This is a genomic window from Hyunsoonleella flava, assembly GCF_004310325.1.
Lineage (GTDB): Bacteria > Bacteroidota > Bacteroidia > Flavobacteriales > Flavobacteriaceae > Jejuia > Jejuia flava.
Window position 1 is genome coordinate 147,563 of sequence record NZ_SIRT01000005.1, and the last position, 18,637, is coordinate 166,199.

Sequence of the window (18,637 nt, forward strand, 5' to 3'; positions counted from 1 at the left end):
TTCGTTAACGGCGGATATCCGTAAAACACATTAGGCTTCATTATATAACAATATGAATAAAAAATACGTTTTAATATTTTTTATCCTTTTAATAAAGACCTCAATTTTTGGTCAAAAAGGGGAAGTTTTTGAAAATCAAATTGTTCAAAGTGAAGTTTTAAACAAAGGAGTAAAATACAATATTTATTTACCTCCCAATTATGATACTAAAAAAACATATCCGACAATCTATTTCTTACATGGGTTTGGAGGAAATAACAATAGTTCCCGTACTAAGGGTATTTTCAAACAAATTGATTCGTTAATTATAAAAGAACGTTTTCCAGAAACAATTATAATTTCCCCTGATGGAGGCAAGTCTTGGTATATAGACGACTATGCTGGTAAGGAGAAATACGCAACAATGTTTATCTCAGAATTTATTCCTGAAATGAAAAAAAGGTACTCATTGACAAAATCTTCACAAAAAACAGTTGTTATGGGGTTGTCAATGGGAGGATTTGGAGCATTACGATTTACCATGTTAAATCCTGAAGAGTTTGGGATTTGCGTAAGTTTTATGGGTGCAATAAGTACAAAAAAACAAATGGTTGAAGATTTAGAAAAATATTATCAACGTTTTCATGCGCATTTGTACGGAGAAAACCTGAGCCCAAAAGAAAGAATAACTCAAGTTTATGTCAATAACAACGCGCTCTATATCGCCGAAAAGGTAAATGTGGAAATTCTGAAAAGTAAAAAATGGTATATCCAAACCTGCGACGACGATTTCCACTCACTTCCTAATGCCGAATTGCATGTATTATTTCATCAAAAGAAAATTGACCATGAATTTAGGGTTACAAATGGAAAGCATAACAAAACATGCGTAGATAATTCGATGTTAGATGCTTTAGATTTCATAAAAACCAATTTAGTAGAAGAAAAATAGTGGAATAAAAAACGAATACCTAACGAAGTTTGTACAGAGCCGCTATCGAAACCCTTAAAAACACCCTAAAACCAATCCCAGCATTTCATTACCTTTAGCACCTAATACAAAGCGTTTGAAATTCACCTTCCCAAAAAAAGAAAAACTCAAAAGTAAAAAGCTGATTGACCAATTGTTTACTGAAGGGCAATCGGTGTCTGCGTTTCCTTTGCGTCTCGTTTATTTAGGCACTACTTTTGATGATGATGTGTTAATAAAAACAGGCGTTTCAGTATCTAAGCGTAATTTTAAAACCGCTGTGGACAGAAACCGTATAAAACGTTTGTTAAGAGAGGCTTACAGGCTTAATAAAGCAGTTGTTTTTAACAATTTAACAACACAATACGCGTTTATGATTTTGTACATTGGTAAAGAGAAACCCTCTTACGCCCAGGTTGAAACCAGTATGAAACATGTGTTTGAAAAGTTTTTAAGCAAAGTTTCAGAATACTAAACTCAAATTATGATGAAGTTGTTTCCTTATATAATGATTATCATGTTGCCTTTGATGTGTTCGTCTCCAAAAGGAGATGCCCCAGAATATTATGAATCTACAGAGGCTGATTTTGAATTTAATGATGTTTCAACTTCCAATGAAAAAAGATATGGCGTTGTTACCGAGCAAAATAATGTTGAACAAAAGATTATAAAAACCTCTTTTTTAAAGTTTGAAACCGACGATTTAGAGAAAAGCTACAATCAAATCATAAAAGCCGTAAAAACAAACAAGGGCTTTGTACAAGACGACAATTCTAGTAAATCGTACAACACCTTAACCAGAAGGCTAACTATTAGAATCCCAACATCAAGCTTTCAAACGGCTATAGATTCCATTAGTAAAAATGTATCTTATTTTGATAGTAAGCGCATTTCCGCAAAGGATGTTACCGAAGAATTTATAGATCTGGAAGCCAGATTAAAGGCGAAACAAACCTTGGAAAAACGGTATTTAGATCTATTGGAAAAAGCTAAAAACGTAAAAGAGATACTGGAGATAGAACGAGAGCTTTCTAATATTCGAGAGGAAATTGAAGCCAAACAAGGGCGCTTAAAATATCTTCAAAATAAAGTATCCTTAAGCACTATTGAAATAGAATTTTATAAATTGACCTCTGGCGCTCCTGTAGCAACAAGTTATGGTACAAAAATGTGAAATGCCATTAAAGGCGGGTTTGATGGTATTTCAGTATTCTTTTTAGGCCTGCTTTATATTTGGCCACTAATACTAATCGTAATTATTGGTATATTTTTGTTAAGACGCTACCTTAAAAAAAGTAAAAAATAATAGTCCTCATGAAAAAATTACTTCAAAAGAAAATAGTAATACCAGCATTGTTGTCCGTTGTGTTTTTAAGCGCAACAGCATTTAAAAATGACTTTTTTGAAATCGCAAAACAAATAGAAATTTTCACAACGCTGTATAAGGAGATCAATATGAATTATGTTGATGAAACCAATCCTGCCGATTTGATGGATACCGCCATAAAAAGCATGCTGGACGATTTAGATCCGTACACACGATTTATGAACGAACAAGATGTGGAAGCGGCTAGAATTAATAACACTGGCGATTATACTGGTATTGGTGCGCGTGTAAAAACCTTAAAAGACAAACTGGTAATTGTTGAGCCGTATAAAGATTATCCTGCTGACAAAGCGGGCTTGAAGGCTGGAGACGAAATTATTAAAGTAGGAGATATCTTGGTTTCAGACTATAAGGACGATTCTGGTAATTTACTAAAAGGCGCCTCAGGAAGCACGGTAAATGTAACCTTTAAACGTAATAACGAAACTAAGAATGCCACTATAGAACGTGCTGAAGTTGAAATAAAAGCTGTACCGCATTACTCCTTGGTGGATGAAAAAACCGGGTATGTAGTATTGAGTAAATTCAACCGAAAAGCATCTGCGGAAACCAGTTACGCCATTAGGGATTTAAAAGCCCAGGGTGCTGAACGTATGATTTTAGACTTAAGAGGGAACCCAGGAGGCCTGCTTAATGAAGCGGTAAATATTGTAAACTTATTTGTACCAAAAGGGCAGCTTGTGGTTACAACAAAATCTAAAGTGAAGAAGTATAACAAACAATATTTTACGTCCAGAGAGCCTTTAGATACCGAAATACCTTTAGTGGTTTTAATTGATGGCTCCAGTGCTTCGGCGAGTGAAATTGTTTCAGGTACTTTACAAGATTTGGACCGCGCCGTAATTGTGGGGGGACGTAGTTTTGGTAAAGGCTTGGTGCAGCGTCCTAAACGTTTAACCTATGGTACACAAGTAAAAATTACGATTTCTAGATATTATACACCTTCTGGTAGGTGTATTCAGTCCTTAGACTATTGGAATAGAAACGAGAATGGAGAGGCTGTACGTGTAAAGCAAGAAAACTATAATGAGTTTAAAACTAAAAACGGACGTAAAGTGTTTGACGGAGGTGGTATTTTTCCAGACGTGACCATCAATAAAGTAAAAAACACCACAATTACAAATGCCATTATAAATAGTGATTTAATCTTTGATTTTGCGACACAGTACTATTATAAAAACCCATCCCTATCCATCGATAATTTCAAACTTACTGATACCGATTTCAAAGATTTTAAAAACTTCTTAGATAAGAACAATTTTTCGTTTACTACTGATACAGAAAAAGCACTTTATAAGGCTTACGAAACCTCTATTAAAGAAAATTTAAATGATGACATAAAGGTAAACTACGACGCTCTTATTTCTGGACTAAAAGCATCAAAGACTAAGGCGATTGACGAACACAAAGATTTTATCTTAAAATCACTTACAGAGGAAATTGTGAAGCGATACGCATATCGTGAAGGTTTGTATGAATATTATAAGGACAATGATGCGGACATTCAAAAAAGTACGCAAATCCTCGGTAATACCGTGACGTACATGGATTATTTAAGGTAAATTTCACAAAAATACTATCTTTATCAATTAATCGCTTCCCCAAGAATGCATAGACTACTAGTAATCATATTGTTATGTCTTCAAATGAGTAGTGCGTTTTCTCAAACGCAGTACACACATGATGTGTATTTTAATACCGATGAATATGTTGTACCAACAACCGAAGAAAATAGATTGCTCTTGTTTATTTCTGGGCTTCACGATATTGAAATAGAATCGATTGCTATTTATGGGTTTTGTGATGATGTTGGTGCCGATTCTTATAATATGGTGCTATCCCAACAGCGTGCAGATGCTATAAAATCCATTTTTGCTAACAATGAAATTAGCGAATCCCTAATAAGAAATGTAGATGGAAAGGGAGAAATATTGCTTAAAATCGTTAACGAAAAAGATGTTTTAAAAATACGCGGACTTAACAGAAAAGTAGAAATTATTGTTACTGAGAAGAAACCAGAACCTGAAGAAAAAGTAGAACCTGCCTCGAAGGAAATTGTTGAAAACCCAAGTGTACCAGAACAAATAAAAGGAGATGTAAAGGTTGGAGACAAAATTCTGTTTAAAAATATCCTATTTAAAACAGGTTACAGTACTGTTATATCTGAATCGAAAAAAACATTAGAGGAAATAGCCAAAGCATTAGTGGAACGAGATGATATCTATTTTACTATTCAAGGACATGTGTGCTGCACAAAATATACCCGCGATGCCGTTGACAAAAGAACTAAAAAAAGAAACCTCTCAGTCGCCAGGGCAAAATATGTTTACGACTATTTTGCAAAAAAAGGAGTGGATAAAAAACGAATGCGTTTCATAGGTATGCGCAGAAAGTTTCCCTTGGGTGGAGACCCAAAATTTGATAGACGTGTTGAAATAGTAATTACCTACGTAGGGGATAACACGAAATAAATTATAATGTTATACAGGTTCCGCTTCATATGCTTCACTTTATTATTCTTATCAGAAGTGAGCCTTTCCCAAAATACGTTTGTGCCCGATGATAATTTTGAACAGGCTTTAATTGACTTGGGTTATGATACGGCTCCTTTAAACGACTTTGTTCCAACCGCAAATATCAACAATGTAACCGCTTTAAACATTTCACTATTAAACATTAACGACCTCACTGGAATAGAAGATTTTGTGGCGTTGGAAGTCTTGGAATGTTCAGAAAATAACCTGACACAATTGGATGTTTCTAAAAACACCAATCTTACACAGCTATTCTGTGGTTTTAATGCCATAGAAAATTTAGATGTTTCATTAAATCCAGAATTGATCATCCTTTGGTGTAATTTTAATAAAATTCCAAGCATTGATATTTCAAATAATCCTAAGGTAATATCCTTAATCTGTAGTAACAATTTATTGACTGAGCTTGATGTTTCCAATAATCCATCTTTAAAAACTTTACTATGTATCGGTAATCAGCTTTCTAGTTTAGACGTAACCTCTAATCCTGAATTGACTATTTTTCACTGTGGAAATAATGATTTAAATACGCTTGATGTATCTCAAAATCCATTATTACAAGATTTTAATTTTGAATATAACAACCTTGAAAGCATTGATTTAACTAATAATACAGACCTGATACTGCTATATTGCCTATCCAATAATCTAGAATCATTAAATCTTGGCAACAATAGAAAATTAACAGTTTTAAGTTGTGGAGAAAATCAGTTAACTGAATTGGATCTAAGAGTTAATAGTAATCTACAAGAATTATACTGCCAAACTAATTTATTAGGAGCTCTTGATATTTCTTCCAATACAGCGATAAATAACCTAGATTGTAGTAATAATAAGCTTTGTCAATTAAATGTGAAAAACACAAATAATATAAATATGCAACTATTTGATGCCACGTTAAATGGTGAATTGGTTTGTATTTTTGTGGACGACCCTGTTTATAGTGATACGAATTGGACCAGTATTGATATGCAGTCTCGTTTTGTATCTACAAGAGATGAATGCACCGAAATTCTTAACGACCTTCTTGGAATTGATGTTTTAGATGATGTTTATGCGTCTTCATATACACTTCCTGAAATATTTCTTGGTAATTATTATACCGAGCCTTTTGGAAATGGAACACAACTTAGTGCAGGAACTACCATTGATACATCACAAACCATATATATTTATAGTGAAAATGAGTGTTATGAAAAACAATCAAATTTTAGTGTGTTTATAACCCAAGGCGATATTTTCATTCCTAAATACTTTACACCTAACAATGATGGTATTAATGATATTTGGAAGGTTGTTGATTTAAATGGTAGTGTAAACAATATATCTATTTACGACCGTTATGGAAAACTTATAAAATTCTTACCGAACAACGCTGAGGGCTGGAATGGAACTTATAATAATAAGGTTTTACCTAATGACACTTACTGGTACGAAGTTGTTCTAGATAACAGAAATGTATTAAGAGGATATTTTGCCCTTAAACGTTAATTATTCTTTTATCATGGCAACATGAGGAATACCATCCTCTTGGTACACATCGCCTATAGGAAGAAACCCTATTTTAGTATAAAACCCTTTTAAATAACATTGTGCAGATATTTTTATTTTAGTTTCGTTTAAATAGTCTTCAACAGCTTTAATTGAAACCTCCATAATAGCGTAACCATATTTAAAAGCACGCTCACTTTTCTTAACCACTACTCTACCTATACTTGCCTCATTAAAATAATCACCAGGTTTAAAAATACGAGTATACGCCACCAGAATATCATTCTTAAAACCTAAAACATGAATTGCGTTATGGTCCTTTCCATCAATATCTTGATACACACAATCCTGCTCCACCACAAAAACTTCACTTCGTAATTGCAGTAAATCATAAAGTTCGTTAGAGCTTAACTCATCAAACGTTTTTATCTTAATATCTAAACTCATACTTTCTTAATCCTGTACAATCACCTCCTTAGCATCATCTTTACCAAATTCTGGTTGAATATTTACATGGTTAATATCATATTTATCAAATACCAGTTCTTCTATATTTTTTAAAATTTTATCAAATTTTGATAAGGTGATATCCTCATGAAAATCTATATGTGCTTCCAAATGAATTTCATCTTCATTCAATTGCCATACATGCACATGATGCGTATTTTTTACAGATTCAAAACTATTTATTTCATCAACAATACGTTGTATTGGAATACTATCCGGCGTAAAAAGCATCAATACTTTTGTGGAATTTTTTAATAAATCCCAACCCATCCAAACCAAATATAAAGCAATAGCAAAAGTTAACACACTATCTACCCAATACAGCTGATAATATTTCATCAACAAACCACCAATAAGTACCGCTACACTTGCCATCATATCAGTAAGTAAATGGATATAGGCACTTTTCATATTCATATTGGCTTCAGCATCTTTTTTTAGTAATAAAACACTAAAGCCATTACCTAAAATAGCAACAAACGATAACCAAATTACCAAGTTAGATTCAATTTCTTGAGGATTTTGAAAACGTTCTGCGGCTTCAACAATCAATAACACTGCCACCACCATTAAAGTTGCGGCATTAACAAAAGCAGCCAAAATTTCGGCACGTTTATACCCAAATGTTTTTTGGTTTGAAGCTTTTTGTTTCGCAAGTCGGTTAGCAACATAACTTATAATAAGTGATAGTACATCGCTAAAATTATGCAGTGCATCACTTAACAAAGATAAACTCCCTGATATAATACCACCTATAACCTGAGCTACGGTAATAATAATATTAAGTAAAATTGATATGAAAAGATTACGACCTTTTAAGTCGCCATGGTGATGATGGGAGTGGTTATGACCATGAGAATGTGACATCTGGTTTTATTAACAAGATAACGGAATTTTATCTATACGCCTTTTATGTCTTCCACCTTCAAATTCTGTATTTAAAAACACTTCTACCATTTCCACAGCTTGTTTTAAAGCTGTATATCTCGCTGGGATGCATAAAATGTTTGCATCGTTATGACTGCGTATTAAGTGAACAATTTCTTTGTTCCAGCATAAACCAGCTCTAATATTTTGATGTTTATTTGCCGTCATAGCTACACCGTTTCCACTACCGCAAATTAAAATACCATAGTCTGATTTATTGTTTTCAACATCATCTGCTACTGGATGTACAAAATCTGAATAATCTGCGCTATCATTGGTATCTGTTCCATAATTTACTACAGTAATACCCTTTTCTTCCAATAAAGTTTTTATTGCAAATTTATATTCGGTTCCAGCGTGGTCATTTCCTATTGAAATTGTCATGATATTATGTAATAAATAGTTTTGAGGTACAAAGTTACTAAATCCTGATACTGTTAACTAGCCTTTTAATGACTTGTTAATATCTCTTGATGTTTTTTTATAAAAATAATTAGGAAAATCATTTAAAATTTTCAATCCATAACCATTAGTTAACATACAAATTAGTTAACGTAAATTTTTGGTTAAGTTATCAGCATCTTACTGTATACTTTTAAGTACTGTTAATTAAAATACTTATTAAAAATTAGTTGTTAGTTATGGTTGTTAACCATTGTTAATAGTAAAATTGAATCTTCTAAAATTTAATAAGTTACATCAATAACTGCTGTTAATTTCTTATCAACAACATTCAATAAGATACTTTTCAAAATAAAGCCTAAAAAAGTTATACTACATATTAACATGCTATTATAATCATCATTTTATTTTTTAAATTTTAAAAAAAAATATTAATATGATATATGTTGTGGATAACTTCAATTTAACACTTAGTGAATTACGATTTAATATTAAAACCGTAGTTTTGTAAAAACTTGATATCTTCACTTTGCTTAATTATCAAGTTTTATAGAACGAATTCCTGACACTTTTAGGAAATGAAATGATTACAAAATTTTAAATGGCAAGAAAGAAAAAACGAAAAAGATCAAATAATAAAATATCGAATCTTACAAATACAATTTTAAGTATACTAAAAAAGGACAGAAACCAAGCCTTTAACTACAAACAAATAGCTGCAAAACTTGGTGTAAACGACGCTAGCAGCAGAAATCAAATTATAAAAACATTAGCTAAACTCGCTACAAAACAAGAAATAGAACAAGTAGAGCGCGGTAAGTTTAAAGCGATAACCAATACTGAATATCATACAGGTATTTTAGATTTATCAGGTAAAGGAACAGGTTATATTATATGTGACGATTTTGATGAAGATGTGTTTATTGCATCCAATAACATCAACAGAGCTTTAAATGGCGATGAGGTAGAATTCTATGCCTATAAAAGGCGTAAACGTGGTAAAATAGAAGGCGAAATTACCAGTGTTTTAAAACGCGCTAAATCTGAGTATGTTGGGGTTATTCAAATTCAAAAAAACAGTAATTATGCTTTTGTAATTCCTGATAGCAACAAGATGTACAAGGATATTTTTGTCCCTATCAATAAAACATTGAAGGCTGAAGACGGAGATAAAGTTTTAGTGCAGTTTGAGGATTGGCCAGAAAATGCAGATTCTCCATATGGTAAAGTGATTAAAATCTTAGGAAAACCAGGAGAACACCAGACAGAAATTCATGCAATTTTAGCCGAATATGGTTTACCACACGAATTTCCGGATGAAGTTGAAGCTTTTGCAAATGAAATAGATACATCTATTAGAGAAGAAGAAATAGCTAAAAGACGTGATATGCGTAAAGATTTAACCTTTACCATTGACCCTAAAGATGCTAAGGATTTTGATGATGCACTATCTTTTGAAATTTTAGATAATGGCTTATATGAAATAGGAATTCATATTGCTGATGTATCGCATTATGTAAAAGAAGGTACCGTTTTAGATGATGAAGCTTATGAGCGTGCAACATCTATTTATTTGGTAGATCGTGTAGTGCCCATGCTACCAGAAGTATTATCAAATAATGCTTGTTCATTACGACCACAGGAGGAAAAATACACCTTTTCTGCAGTGTTTCAAATGAATGATAAAGCCGAAATTAAAAACCAATGGTTTGGTAGGACGGTAACTTTTAGTGATGCACGTTATGCATATGAAGAAGCTCAGGCGGTTATAGAAAGTAATGCAAATGTCGCGTTGAGCGCAGTTGAAACGTCTAATATCAATACTGAAATACCAGAAGATGTATCGCTTACAGGAAACACCTATAAAACGTCTTATGAATTAGCTAAGGCTATTCTAACTTTAGATAAACTAGCTAAAATTATGCGTAAAAAACGTATGAGCGCTGGTGCTATTTCTTTTGATAAGGTTGAAGTAAAATTCAATTTAGATGAAGATAATAATCCTGAAGGTGTATTCTTTAAAACCAGTAAAGATGCTAATAAACTGATAGAAGAATTTATGCTTTTAGCAAACCGGAAAGTATCTGAATTTATAGGTAAACAATCCCCTAAAAAAACCTTTGTATATCGTGTACATGATGAACCAGATGAAAGCAAACTGGCGTCATTGCAAAATGTTGTGAGCAGGTTTGGCTACAAGTTAAATTTTAAAGATAGAAAATCAACCACGGCATCATTGAATAATTTATTACAAGAAGTTGTTGGTAAGAAAGAGCAAAATTTAGTGGATACACTTGCTATAAGAAGTATGAGCAAAGCGGAATATACCACACATAATATTGGGCATTACGGTTTAGCGTTTGATTATTACAGTCATTTTACATCACCTATTCGTCGTTATCCAGATGTTATGGCACATCGTTTATTACAACAGTATTTAGATGGTGGAAAATCGGCTAGCGAAGACGTTTACGAAGAGAAATGTCAACACTCCAGCAATATGGAAATGTTAGCCACTAAAGCAGAACGCGATTCTATAAAATATATGCAGATTCGCTTTATGGAAGACCATAAAGATGAAGAATTTGTTGGCGTAATTTCAGGAGTAACCGACTGGGGCATCTATGTGGAGATTATTCAAAACAAATGTGAAGGTATGGTAAGCGTGCGGGATATGACAGATGACCACTATGCCTTTGATCAGGATTTGTATGCCATGGTAGGTAGACGTTCTGGAATAACCTATCAGTTAGGTGATGAAGTTGTTGTAAAAGTAAAGAGTACTGATTTGGTGAAGAAGCACTTGGATTTTAATTTGATTGAGAAGGTGGAATAGTTTTTATTAAGGACGGGGAAGAGTTTCGTTTACCGGTTACGTATAAGAATAGTGCGGTTTTGTGTCCGAGGATTTTCCGCAGGAAAATCAGAGTGACCAAATACGCACTAACCTTTTTATTTAGGAATAAACTTACGCATTATTTTTATACAATGTTACCTGCTGGCTTTTCTTTTTTCTACAATATAATTTGTCATTTTTCCACAGTCTGAATTCAAGACTTCAATTTCAATTTCATTTTCAGTATTAAGTATATAACTCAATAATTTTTGTTCGTAATCAAGCCAATTCCCACCAATAGGAATTTCACGACAAGTTTCAACTAAACTAAATACTTGTTTACCTTTATGAGTAATCATTCCTCCTGGTTTGATTCCTGTTATTAATGCAGTTGCTCTATTGTAAGATACTATGTTTAAACTTTTAAAATCGCTTAACAATCCAAAATTTTTTGAGTCCGCTTTTATTTGGTCAAAAGCATTTTTCGCAATTTCAGTATTCTTGTATGTAGCAACAAATAATGTAAAATGTTCATAATATTTAGGCTTTGAATTCTTAGGATAGTTTTTGTTTGAATATCCCTCAATTTTGTTAAGTCCGTCGTATTGAAATATATCCAAATGCTTTGGGTTTTCTGAATCAGTCATATTGAACGAATGGAATCTTAAATTTTCTCTTAAAATTTCTTTAGCGAATAATTCAGCAGATTTTGAGTAATCATTATCTAATTCCGATTCAGGCTTAATTTCAGTTATAGATTCAATTTTTAGTTTTAATTCAGTTTCTTGTTTTTTCTTTTTTTCGCTACAAGAGCAAAGAAGCAAAACCATAATTATTAATATATTCTTTCGGATTGTCATTTTTCAGCTTGCAGGTAACGAGATTTCGGATATGCGCCGTTGGTAATGGCTTATATCCGCCGGTAAACGAAGTTAGCAGAAAAATTTTACAAAGTCAAGTTAATAACTGCTTAAAAAAAGTGATTTGGTAAGTTCTCTAACTATCCCCTCAGTTTACCTCTCAAATACTCAAAAGCATCATCAATATCTTCAAAAACATCATCTTCTGGTACTAAATCAGGTATAATGTCCACAGCCTCTAGCATGTCTTTAGGTTGTTCTTGTAAACCTATAAGCAAAACTTCAATACCTTCTTCACGTAAATCAAAAATAATATCTTCCAAAGCATATAATCCAGACTGATCAACATAAGGCACACGATCCATTCTAAAGATAACAGCCTTCACTTCATTGGGCAATGTCTTAATTTGATCCTTGAAGTAAGATGTAAAGCCAAAAAATAATGAGCCATAAAGGTGTTTTATAATCACCTTATCCTTATAGCTTTCATAAAATTCTATTTCATCTTGCCATGGTTTAGAACCATCAATATCTGCAACAGCGCCTACCTCCATACCTTTTTCGCCGATATCTCCAGATTTTTTCATAAATAATAAACACGCTAAGGCTACACCAATACCTACTGCTTGAATTAAGCTTCCAAAAGTAGTAATCAATAACACCAAAACTAAAACTACAGCATCCGCTCTTGGTACTTTAAGCAGGTGTTTCAACCCTTTAAAATCTACAATTTTAAAACCTATTGGAATTAGTAATCCTGCTAATACGCAAAGCGGAATATGCGCCGCTAATTGTCCTAAACCTAATAAAACGGCTAAAAGAAATAACCCATGTAAAATCCCTGATAGTCTTGTTTTTCCTCCAGCATTAATATTTACTACAGTACCTTTGGTTGCGCCAGCCCCTGGAATTCCACCAATGGCGGCAGCTATCATGTTGCCTATACCTTGACCAATCAACTCACGATTACTGTTGTGCTTAGTTTTGGTCATGTTATCTGCAATAACAGACGTTAGTAATGAGTCTATACTTCCAAGAACAGCTAAAACCACAGCATACTCTAAAATGATACCGTAAGCACTAGGGTCAACTTCAAAAATTCCTCCCAATTGAAATGATGGCAAACCAGAAGGAATTTCACCTATTAAAGGCACGTCCATTTTAGTAAAATAAGCGATTAAGGTAGCAACAATTAATGCTACTAATGCACTAGGAATAGCTTTAGTGATTTTTGGAAAAATAAAATATATTAAGATGGTAATACCACCTAAAAGTAATGCATGAAGATTGGCTTCAGTAAAGAGTCTGGGAAAGTTTTGAATAACGGCTATTGTAGATTTTGCGGAATCTAATCCCGCAAAAGGAAACAGTTGCAAAATAACGATAATGAGCCCAACACCACTCATAAAACCTGAGACTACGGGATAGGGAAAGTATTTTACATAACTGGCAATGTTTAAAAAACCAAAAATAATTTGAAATAGCCCACCCAATAAAAAGGCGAGTAAAATAATACTCATGGCGTTTTCAAGACTTCCTGTAAGTTCAATCGCTGCAGCCACCAACGTAGCAGAAACCACCGTCATAGGCCCTGTAGGGCCGCTAGCCTGTGTTTCGGTACCACCAAACATTGCCGCAAAAACGCCAACTGCAATAGCGCCATAAAGGCCAGCTGTAGCACCCATACCGGATTGTACACCAAAAGCAAGTGCAAGTGGCAATGCAACCACACCTGCAACCAAACCACCTGTAAAATCTCCTTTTAAATTTTTGATGTTATAAAACTTTGATAGCATATTTTAATTTTTAAAAATTATAAGTACTGGAATATTATTGTTTTACCTTCTCTTTTCGATACACTTTAGATTGCGATACAACTTTAGCTGCATCATGTGGAATAGTTGAAGCTTCAAACTCTTGTCTAAATTCTGGACCAATACTATCACATGCTTCTGTTACTAAGTTTAGGTAATACTCTGGCAAAAAAGTGTTGTCTCCTTTTTTGTGTTGATAGGTGTGTTCATCATCTGCTTTATAGGCATAAATGCGACCTCCTTTAAATCGGTATTCTTCTATATTATCAGTTACGTCTACCCTGTTATATCCAAACTCACGTTCATCAAACCCAATCAATTCTTCAGGTGTAATAAAAAATAAAACACAATTCATTTTTTTGTCAGGAGTGTCCATAATATTTAATGCTATTTGGTTATGGATGGGGATTGTGTCTCCATTATTTAGATAAAATAATTCATTATCCACAATTCTTTTAATTGGAGTATAATAATTCCACGCTCTTTGGTAGCCTTCAAGATGTACGAGATATACTGAATCTTCGTACTTACGTTGCAATGTTCTTTCCATACTTCGTTTAGACATCAGCGAACCAAAACCTATCATTCCAACTTTACCATTTTCGATAGTTATAAGCTCTTTGTTGTTACATCCAGATAGAAGTAATATAAATACAAATGACAATAAATATTTGAAGAAGTTCATAGTGTTTTTTTGTTTACAAGGTTAATGCTTAACTCAAAAATTTACATAACAGGCTAAGCTTTAAGCAACTTAACGAAAGTAATTAAAACTTTTATAACTTCAAGATTGCGGACGCAACAAAGGCGTAACATTTTTATTATATTGTATACCAATAGAAAAAGAATTTATGATTTTTACAACTACAAACTCAATAGAAGGCCAAACAATTAATGACTATCTAGGCATAGTGACTGGGATTGCTTATAATTCAAGCTACAAATACAAAGGCAGCAGCATGTCTTTTAAGGATATGTTTAATATGTCGAAATATCGCGAAGCCTATACCTTAGGTTTGGAGACGATAAAGGAAGAGGCATTTCAGAATTTAAGCGAGAACGCTAAAAGATTAGGGGCTAATGCGGTGGTTGGAATTAAAATAGATATTGAACCATTAGCTAATAGTTCTCACATAATTGTATCTATAACTGGAACCGCGGTAAAAGTAAGTTGATTTGAGTCTTAATTTTTTCCTAAACGAATAGTTATCGGAATAATTATTGATAGTTTTGCTGTATCGAACAGTAAAAATCTAGAAAATGAAACTATTAATGTCCCTCTTTGTGTGTGCAATTTCTTTTTCAGCGCTAGCACAAAAACCAATTGAAAAAACAGTTGGTGAGTTTACCGAACTTAAAGTGTATGATTTAATAAACGTGGAGCTTGTTAAATCTGATGAAAATAAAGTAGTAATTACCGGAAAGAATAAAAATGATGTAGTGGTAAATAATAAAAACGGCACATTAAAAATAAAGATGAAGCTAGAAGAAGCTTTTGATGGCGCCAATACCAAAGTGACATTATATTACACCAGTATTGATGCTATAGATGCAAATGAAGGCGCGAACATACATTCTGATGATGTAATTGAACAGTTTGAGATAGATTTAACAGCACAAGAAGGTGGAAGAATAGATGTTAAGCTAGATGTGAAATACGCAAATGTACGATCCGTTACAGGAGCTGATATAAAAGCATCCGGGAAGGCTAAAAACCAAGACGTTTCTATTTACACAGGCGGTGATTATAACGGAGAAAACTTAAAAACTGAGTTTACCGAGGTTTCTGTTAGAGCTGCCGGAGAGGCATATGTATATGCTACAAAAGAGGTAACAGCTAAGGTTCGTGCTGGTGGAGATATTTTTATTTATGGTAATCCAGACAGCGTTAACGAAAGCAGAGTTTTGGGCGGAAGAATAAAACGAGTAGAAGAGTAATTATTTTGAAATAGTTTTATAAAAAGAGCCACTATATTCTAGTGGCTCTTTTTTTAGTTTTTAAATGCACTATTACCATACACGAACCATACATTATTGTTTTTAAGCCCTGTTTTCACTACCTTCGTTACACAACAAAACTAAAACTTGTGAAAAACGCCAACTATTTTTTCCTATTATTAATACTTGGTTTCTTCATAAAAGTAAAGGCCCAAGAACGACCGCCAATTAATGTTTTTAATCCAAAGGACTATGGCGCAGCTTCCCAAAACTGGTCTATTTCCCAATCTCAAAACCATCATATATATGTAGCAAACAATAAAGGGTTATTAGAGTACAATGGCGCAAAATGGAATTTGTACGAGTCTCCAAATGAAACCATTATTCGTTCAGTACAGGTTTTAGATAGTTTAATTTATACAGGCAGCTATCATGAATTTGGATATTGGCAAAGAGATAATTTTGGAGTATTAAATTACACATCACTTTCAGAGAAATTAAAGGTTGAGTTTTTGGAAGACGAAGAGTTTTGGAACATCCAAGCCTTTGGGAATTCTGTTATTTTTCAGTCGTTAGATCGTATTCATATTTATAACAAAGCGACGGAAGTATATAATATCGTGTCTTTTGATGGCGATATAACAAATTTATTCAAAGAAGGGTCTAATTTTTATTTCCAAAGTTTAAATAGAGGCTTATTCAAAATTGAAAGTGGGAGTGCTGTTTTGCTCTCAGGGGACAATCTATTAAAAGAAAACCGTGTTATTAATGTTTATAACCATTACGGGTCATTACTGGTATTAACACAGGACAATGGTTTTTTTAAATTAGATAACAATCAACTTATGCCGTGGGATATTCCAGCAAACGACGTTTTAACGGAGGTAAGTGTTTTCAGCAGCATTAAATTAAAAGACAACAAGTATATCCTTGGTACAATTTCAGATGGTGTTATACTATTATCGCAAGACGGATACATAACGCACAAAATTGATAAAAGCAATGGGTTAAGCAATAACACTGTGCTTTCAATATATGAAGATGTAAACAACAACATTTGGTTGGGTTTAGACAATGGCATTAACTGTATAAACCTAAATTCTCCATATAGTGTTTATTTTGACAAAACTGGGGTAATAGGCAGTGTATATACCTCAGAGGTTCACAGAGACATGCTTTATTTGGGTACTAATCAAGGGCTTTTCTATAAGCCTTTATTGGGTAATAGCGATTTTCAATTTATAAAAGGCACTCAGGGTCAGGTGTGGTTTTTAGGCATGATTAATGGCACGCTGTTCTGTGGCCATGACTCAGGGACATTTATAATAAATGACACTGTAGCAACAAAAATTTCCGATGTTAAGGGAACGTGGCAAATAAAACCATTACCTGATAACACCTCCGAAATGATTCAAGGAAATTATGATGGGCTACATGTTTTGCAAAAAAACGATGGGAAATGGAGATTAAAGCACAAGATTAAAAATTTTAATATTTCTAGCAGATACTTCGAGTTTGTGGAAGACAATGAACTTTATGTGAGCCACGAGTATAAAGGAGTATTCAAGTTAAAACTAAATGACAGCTTAACAGAGGTGTTTACTGTCTCCTTGGACACAGTATTAAAAAAGAGCATGAACTCCAGCCTTATAAGGCACAATAATAACGTTTTGTATTCCACTAGAGAAGGTGTGTTTAAATACAACGAACTTGCTAAAACTTTTGAAAGTGATAGCCTTTTAGGCGAATTAATAAGTGATGCTGATTTTACCTCTGCAAAACTAGTATCAGATACAAAAACCAATAAACTTTGGAGTTTTTCCGGTAAAGGCGTACACTACTTAACGTCTTCAAAGTTAAGCGGAGAGCAAAAGATATTCACCGTGCCATTTCCTGAAGATATACGTAAGGATGTCTCAGGTTACGAGAGTGTAACACATATAAACAACCAGAAATTTCTACTTGGATCCACGACAGGCTATGTCATTTTAGACTTAAATAAGATTACTAATAAGGAGCCTGAAATCAATATTGATCAAATAACAATAAGTAGTTTAGAAGAAAGTAGTGAGGAAAGGTTTATAGATACCACCAAAGCACCAGAACTGGAAAACAAGGAAAACAACATTCGGTTTTCGTACAGTATTTCAGAATTCTTAAAGACACAACCACCAGAATATCGATATAAACTTGAAGGCATATACGATAATTGGAGTGATTGGACCACTGATGGCTCGGTATTATTTAAAAACTTACCCTATGGAGAGTACACGTTTTTGGTAAATGGCAAAGTGGGCAATCAAAATACTTTAAACAACGCTACCTATACGTTTAGAATTAAAAGACCCTGGTTTTTGTCAAATATATTTATTGCTGTATACGTGGTCGCTTTCCTGCTTCTTTCTTTGTTTATACATAATTTGTATAAACGTTATTATCGAAAACAAAGAGAGCGTTTGATGCAGAGAACCACGAGGGAATTTGAACTAAAAGAATTGGAAAACAAACAGCAGTTAATGCGTTTTAGAAACGATAAGCTAAGGGAAGATATTGAAAACAAAAACCGAGAACTTGGAGTTTCTACAATGAACCTGATTAAGAAAAATGAATTCCTAAGCAGTTTAAAGCAAGAACTAGAAAGTATTGATGATGCTAGTAAATTGAATAAGGTGATTAGAATTATTGACAAGAACCTTAACAATACAGATGACTGGAATTTGTTTCAAGAAGCTTTCAATAATGCAGATAAAGACTTCTTAAAGAAAGTAAAAAGTATGCACCCTAATTTGACTTCAAATGATTTGCGTTTATGCGCATACCTACGTTTAAATCTATCGTCTAAAGAGATTGCGCCATTACTTAATATCTCTCCAAGAAGTGTTGAGGTGAAGCGCTACAGGCTTCGAAAAAAGATGGAATTGCCACACGAGGCAAGCTTATCAGACTATATTTTGGAGATATAACTCCACTACACAGCACTGAAACACCTATA

Annotated in this window: 16 protein-coding genes; 10 read left to right on the forward strand and 6 right to left on the reverse strand. The window is 33.4% G+C overall.

Annotated features, from left to right (window positions below; all coding sequences use genetic code 11):
• Positions 1-52 precede the first annotated feature (52 nt).
• The 6 genes from EYD45_RS08325 (at position 53) to EYD45_RS08350 (ending at position 6,361) form a co-directional block, all read left to right on the forward strand.
• Positions 53-931, forward strand: coding sequence for an alpha/beta hydrolase (locus tag EYD45_RS08325; RefSeq protein WP_130964079.1), 879 nt, complete (start codon positions 53-55; stop codon positions 929-931).
• Between the two features lie 115 nt (positions 932-1,046).
• Positions 1,047-1,424 (forward strand): ribonuclease P protein component, encoded by a 378-nt coding sequence (rnpA, locus tag EYD45_RS08330; protein WP_130964080.1) that lies wholly within the window; start codon positions 1,047-1,049, stop codon positions 1,422-1,424.
• A 9-nt stretch (positions 1,425-1,433) separates the two neighbouring features.
• Positions 1,434-2,123: a DUF4349 domain-containing protein gene (locus EYD45_RS08335; RefSeq protein ID WP_130964081.1), complete on the forward strand. Its 690-nt coding sequence runs from the start codon at positions 1,434-1,436 to the stop codon at positions 2,121-2,123.
• Positions 2,124-2,263: 140 nt separating this feature from the next.
• Positions 2,264-3,898, forward strand: a complete 1,635-nt coding sequence (locus EYD45_RS08340) for a S41 family peptidase (protein ID WP_130964082.1) — start codon at positions 2,264-2,266, stop codon at positions 3,896-3,898.
• A 45-nt stretch (positions 3,899-3,943) separates the two neighbouring features.
• A complete protein-coding gene (locus EYD45_RS08345; RefSeq protein WP_130964083.1) occupies positions 3,944-4,807 on the forward strand; it encodes an OmpA family protein in 864 nt (287 codons plus the stop codon).
• Positions 4,808-4,864: 57 nt separating this feature from the next.
• Positions 4,865-6,361 carry a T9SS type B sorting domain-containing protein gene (locus EYD45_RS08350; RefSeq protein ID WP_165453907.1) on the forward strand — a complete coding sequence of 499 codons (1,497 nt, stop codon included), beginning with the start codon at positions 4,865-4,867 and terminating at the stop codon, positions 6,359-6,361.
• On the opposite strand, the gene EYD45_RS08355 is transcribed toward EYD45_RS08350, so the two are convergent.
• The 3 genes from EYD45_RS08355 to rpiB are packed head-to-tail and all read right to left on the reverse strand — an operon-like array spanning position 6,362 to position 8,179.
• A complete protein-coding gene (locus tag EYD45_RS08355; RefSeq protein WP_130964085.1) occupies positions 6,362-6,808 on the reverse strand; it encodes a GNAT family N-acetyltransferase in 447 nt (148 codons plus the stop codon).
• 6 nt (positions 6,809-6,814) lie between these two features.
• The gene (locus EYD45_RS08360; RefSeq protein WP_130964086.1) at positions 6,815-7,735 is read right to left on the reverse strand and encodes a cation diffusion facilitator family transporter; all 921 of its coding nucleotides are present in this window, start codon (positions 7,733-7,735) and stop codon (positions 6,815-6,817) included.
• Between the two features lie 9 nt (positions 7,736-7,744).
• Positions 7,745-8,179: a ribose 5-phosphate isomerase B gene (gene rpiB, locus EYD45_RS08365; RefSeq protein ID WP_130964087.1), complete on the reverse strand. Its 435-nt coding sequence runs from the start codon at positions 8,177-8,179 to the stop codon at positions 7,745-7,747.
• A gap of 619 nt (positions 8,180-8,798) precedes the next feature.
• On the opposite strand from rpiB, the gene EYD45_RS08370 reads away from it, so the two are divergent.
• Complete coding sequence (locus EYD45_RS08370; protein WP_130964088.1) at positions 8,799-11,033, forward strand: ribonuclease R family protein; 2,235 nt, start codon at positions 8,799-8,801, stop codon at positions 11,031-11,033.
• A gap of 155 nt (positions 11,034-11,188) precedes the next feature.
• On the opposite strand, the gene EYD45_RS08375 is transcribed toward EYD45_RS08370, so the two are convergent.
• The 3 genes from EYD45_RS08375 to EYD45_RS08385 form a co-directional block, all read right to left on the reverse strand.
• Entirely contained in the window at positions 11,189-11,863 is a 675-nt protein-coding gene (locus EYD45_RS08375) for a hypothetical protein (RefSeq protein WP_130964089.1), read from the reverse strand.
• A gap of 170 nt (positions 11,864-12,033) precedes the next feature.
• Positions 12,034-13,689 carry a SulP family inorganic anion transporter gene (locus tag EYD45_RS08380; RefSeq protein ID WP_130964090.1) on the reverse strand — a complete coding sequence of 552 codons (1,656 nt, stop codon included), beginning with the start codon at positions 13,687-13,689 and terminating at the stop codon, positions 12,034-12,036.
• Between the two features lie 34 nt (positions 13,690-13,723).
• Entirely contained in the window at positions 13,724-14,392 is a 669-nt protein-coding gene (locus EYD45_RS08385) for a gamma-glutamylcyclotransferase family protein (RefSeq protein WP_130964091.1), read from the reverse strand.
• 166 nt (positions 14,393-14,558) lie between these two features.
• Between EYD45_RS08385 and EYD45_RS08390 the strand changes: the two genes are divergently transcribed.
• From EYD45_RS08390 to EYD45_RS08400, 3 genes are all read left to right on the forward strand, one after another.
• Positions 14,559-14,882: a YbjQ family protein gene (locus EYD45_RS08390; protein ID WP_130964092.1), complete on the forward strand. Its 324-nt coding sequence runs from the start codon at positions 14,559-14,561 to the stop codon at positions 14,880-14,882.
• 85 nt (positions 14,883-14,967) lie between these two features.
• A complete protein-coding gene (locus tag EYD45_RS08395; RefSeq protein WP_130964093.1) occupies positions 14,968-15,645 on the forward strand; it encodes a head GIN domain-containing protein in 678 nt (225 codons plus the stop codon).
• 149 nt (positions 15,646-15,794) lie between these two features.
• Positions 15,795-18,608 (forward strand): triple tyrosine motif-containing protein, encoded by a 2,814-nt coding sequence (locus EYD45_RS08400; protein WP_233702583.1) that lies wholly within the window; start codon positions 15,795-15,797, stop codon positions 18,606-18,608.
• Positions 18,609-18,637: the final 29 nt, after the last annotated feature.

Coding starts and splice junctions, on each gene's coding strand:
- EYD45_RS08325 (WP_130964079.1), top strand. CDS start 53: ATGAATAAAAAATACGTTTTAATATTTTTTATCCTTTTAATAAAGACC.
- EYD45_RS08335 (WP_130964081.1), top strand. CDS start 1,434: ATGATGAAGTTGTTTCCTTATATAATGATTATCATGTTGCCTTTGATG.
- EYD45_RS08340 (WP_130964082.1), top strand. CDS start 2,264: ATGAAAAAATTACTTCAAAAGAAAATAGTAATACCAGCATTGTTGTCC.
- EYD45_RS08345 (WP_130964083.1), top strand. CDS start 3,944: ATGCATAGACTACTAGTAATCATATTGTTATGTCTTCAAATGAGTAGT.
- EYD45_RS08355 (WP_130964085.1), bottom strand. CDS start 6,808: ATGAGTTTAGATATTAAGATAAAAACGTTTGATGAGTTAAGCTCTAAC.
- EYD45_RS08360 (WP_130964086.1), bottom strand. CDS start 7,735: ATGTCACATTCTCATGGTCATAACCACTCCCATCATCACCATGGCGAC.
- rpiB (WP_130964087.1), bottom strand. CDS start 8,179: ATGACAATTTCAATAGGAAATGACCACGCTGGAACCGAATATAAATTT.
- EYD45_RS08370 (WP_130964088.1), top strand. CDS start 8,799: ATGGCAAGAAAGAAAAAACGAAAAAGATCAAATAATAAAATATCGAAT.
- EYD45_RS08375 (WP_130964089.1), bottom strand. CDS start 11,863: ATGGTTTTGCTTCTTTGCTCTTGTAGCGAAAAAAAGAAAAAACAAGAA.
- EYD45_RS08380 (WP_130964090.1), bottom strand. CDS start 13,689: ATGCTATCAAAGTTTTATAACATCAAAAATTTAAAAGGAGATTTTACA.
- EYD45_RS08385 (WP_130964091.1), bottom strand. CDS start 14,392: ATGAACTTCTTCAAATATTTATTGTCATTTGTATTTATATTACTTCTA.
- EYD45_RS08390 (WP_130964092.1), top strand. CDS start 14,559: ATGATTTTTACAACTACAAACTCAATAGAAGGCCAAACAATTAATGAC.
- EYD45_RS08395 (WP_130964093.1), top strand. CDS start 14,968: ATGAAACTATTAATGTCCCTCTTTGTGTGTGCAATTTCTTTTTCAGCG.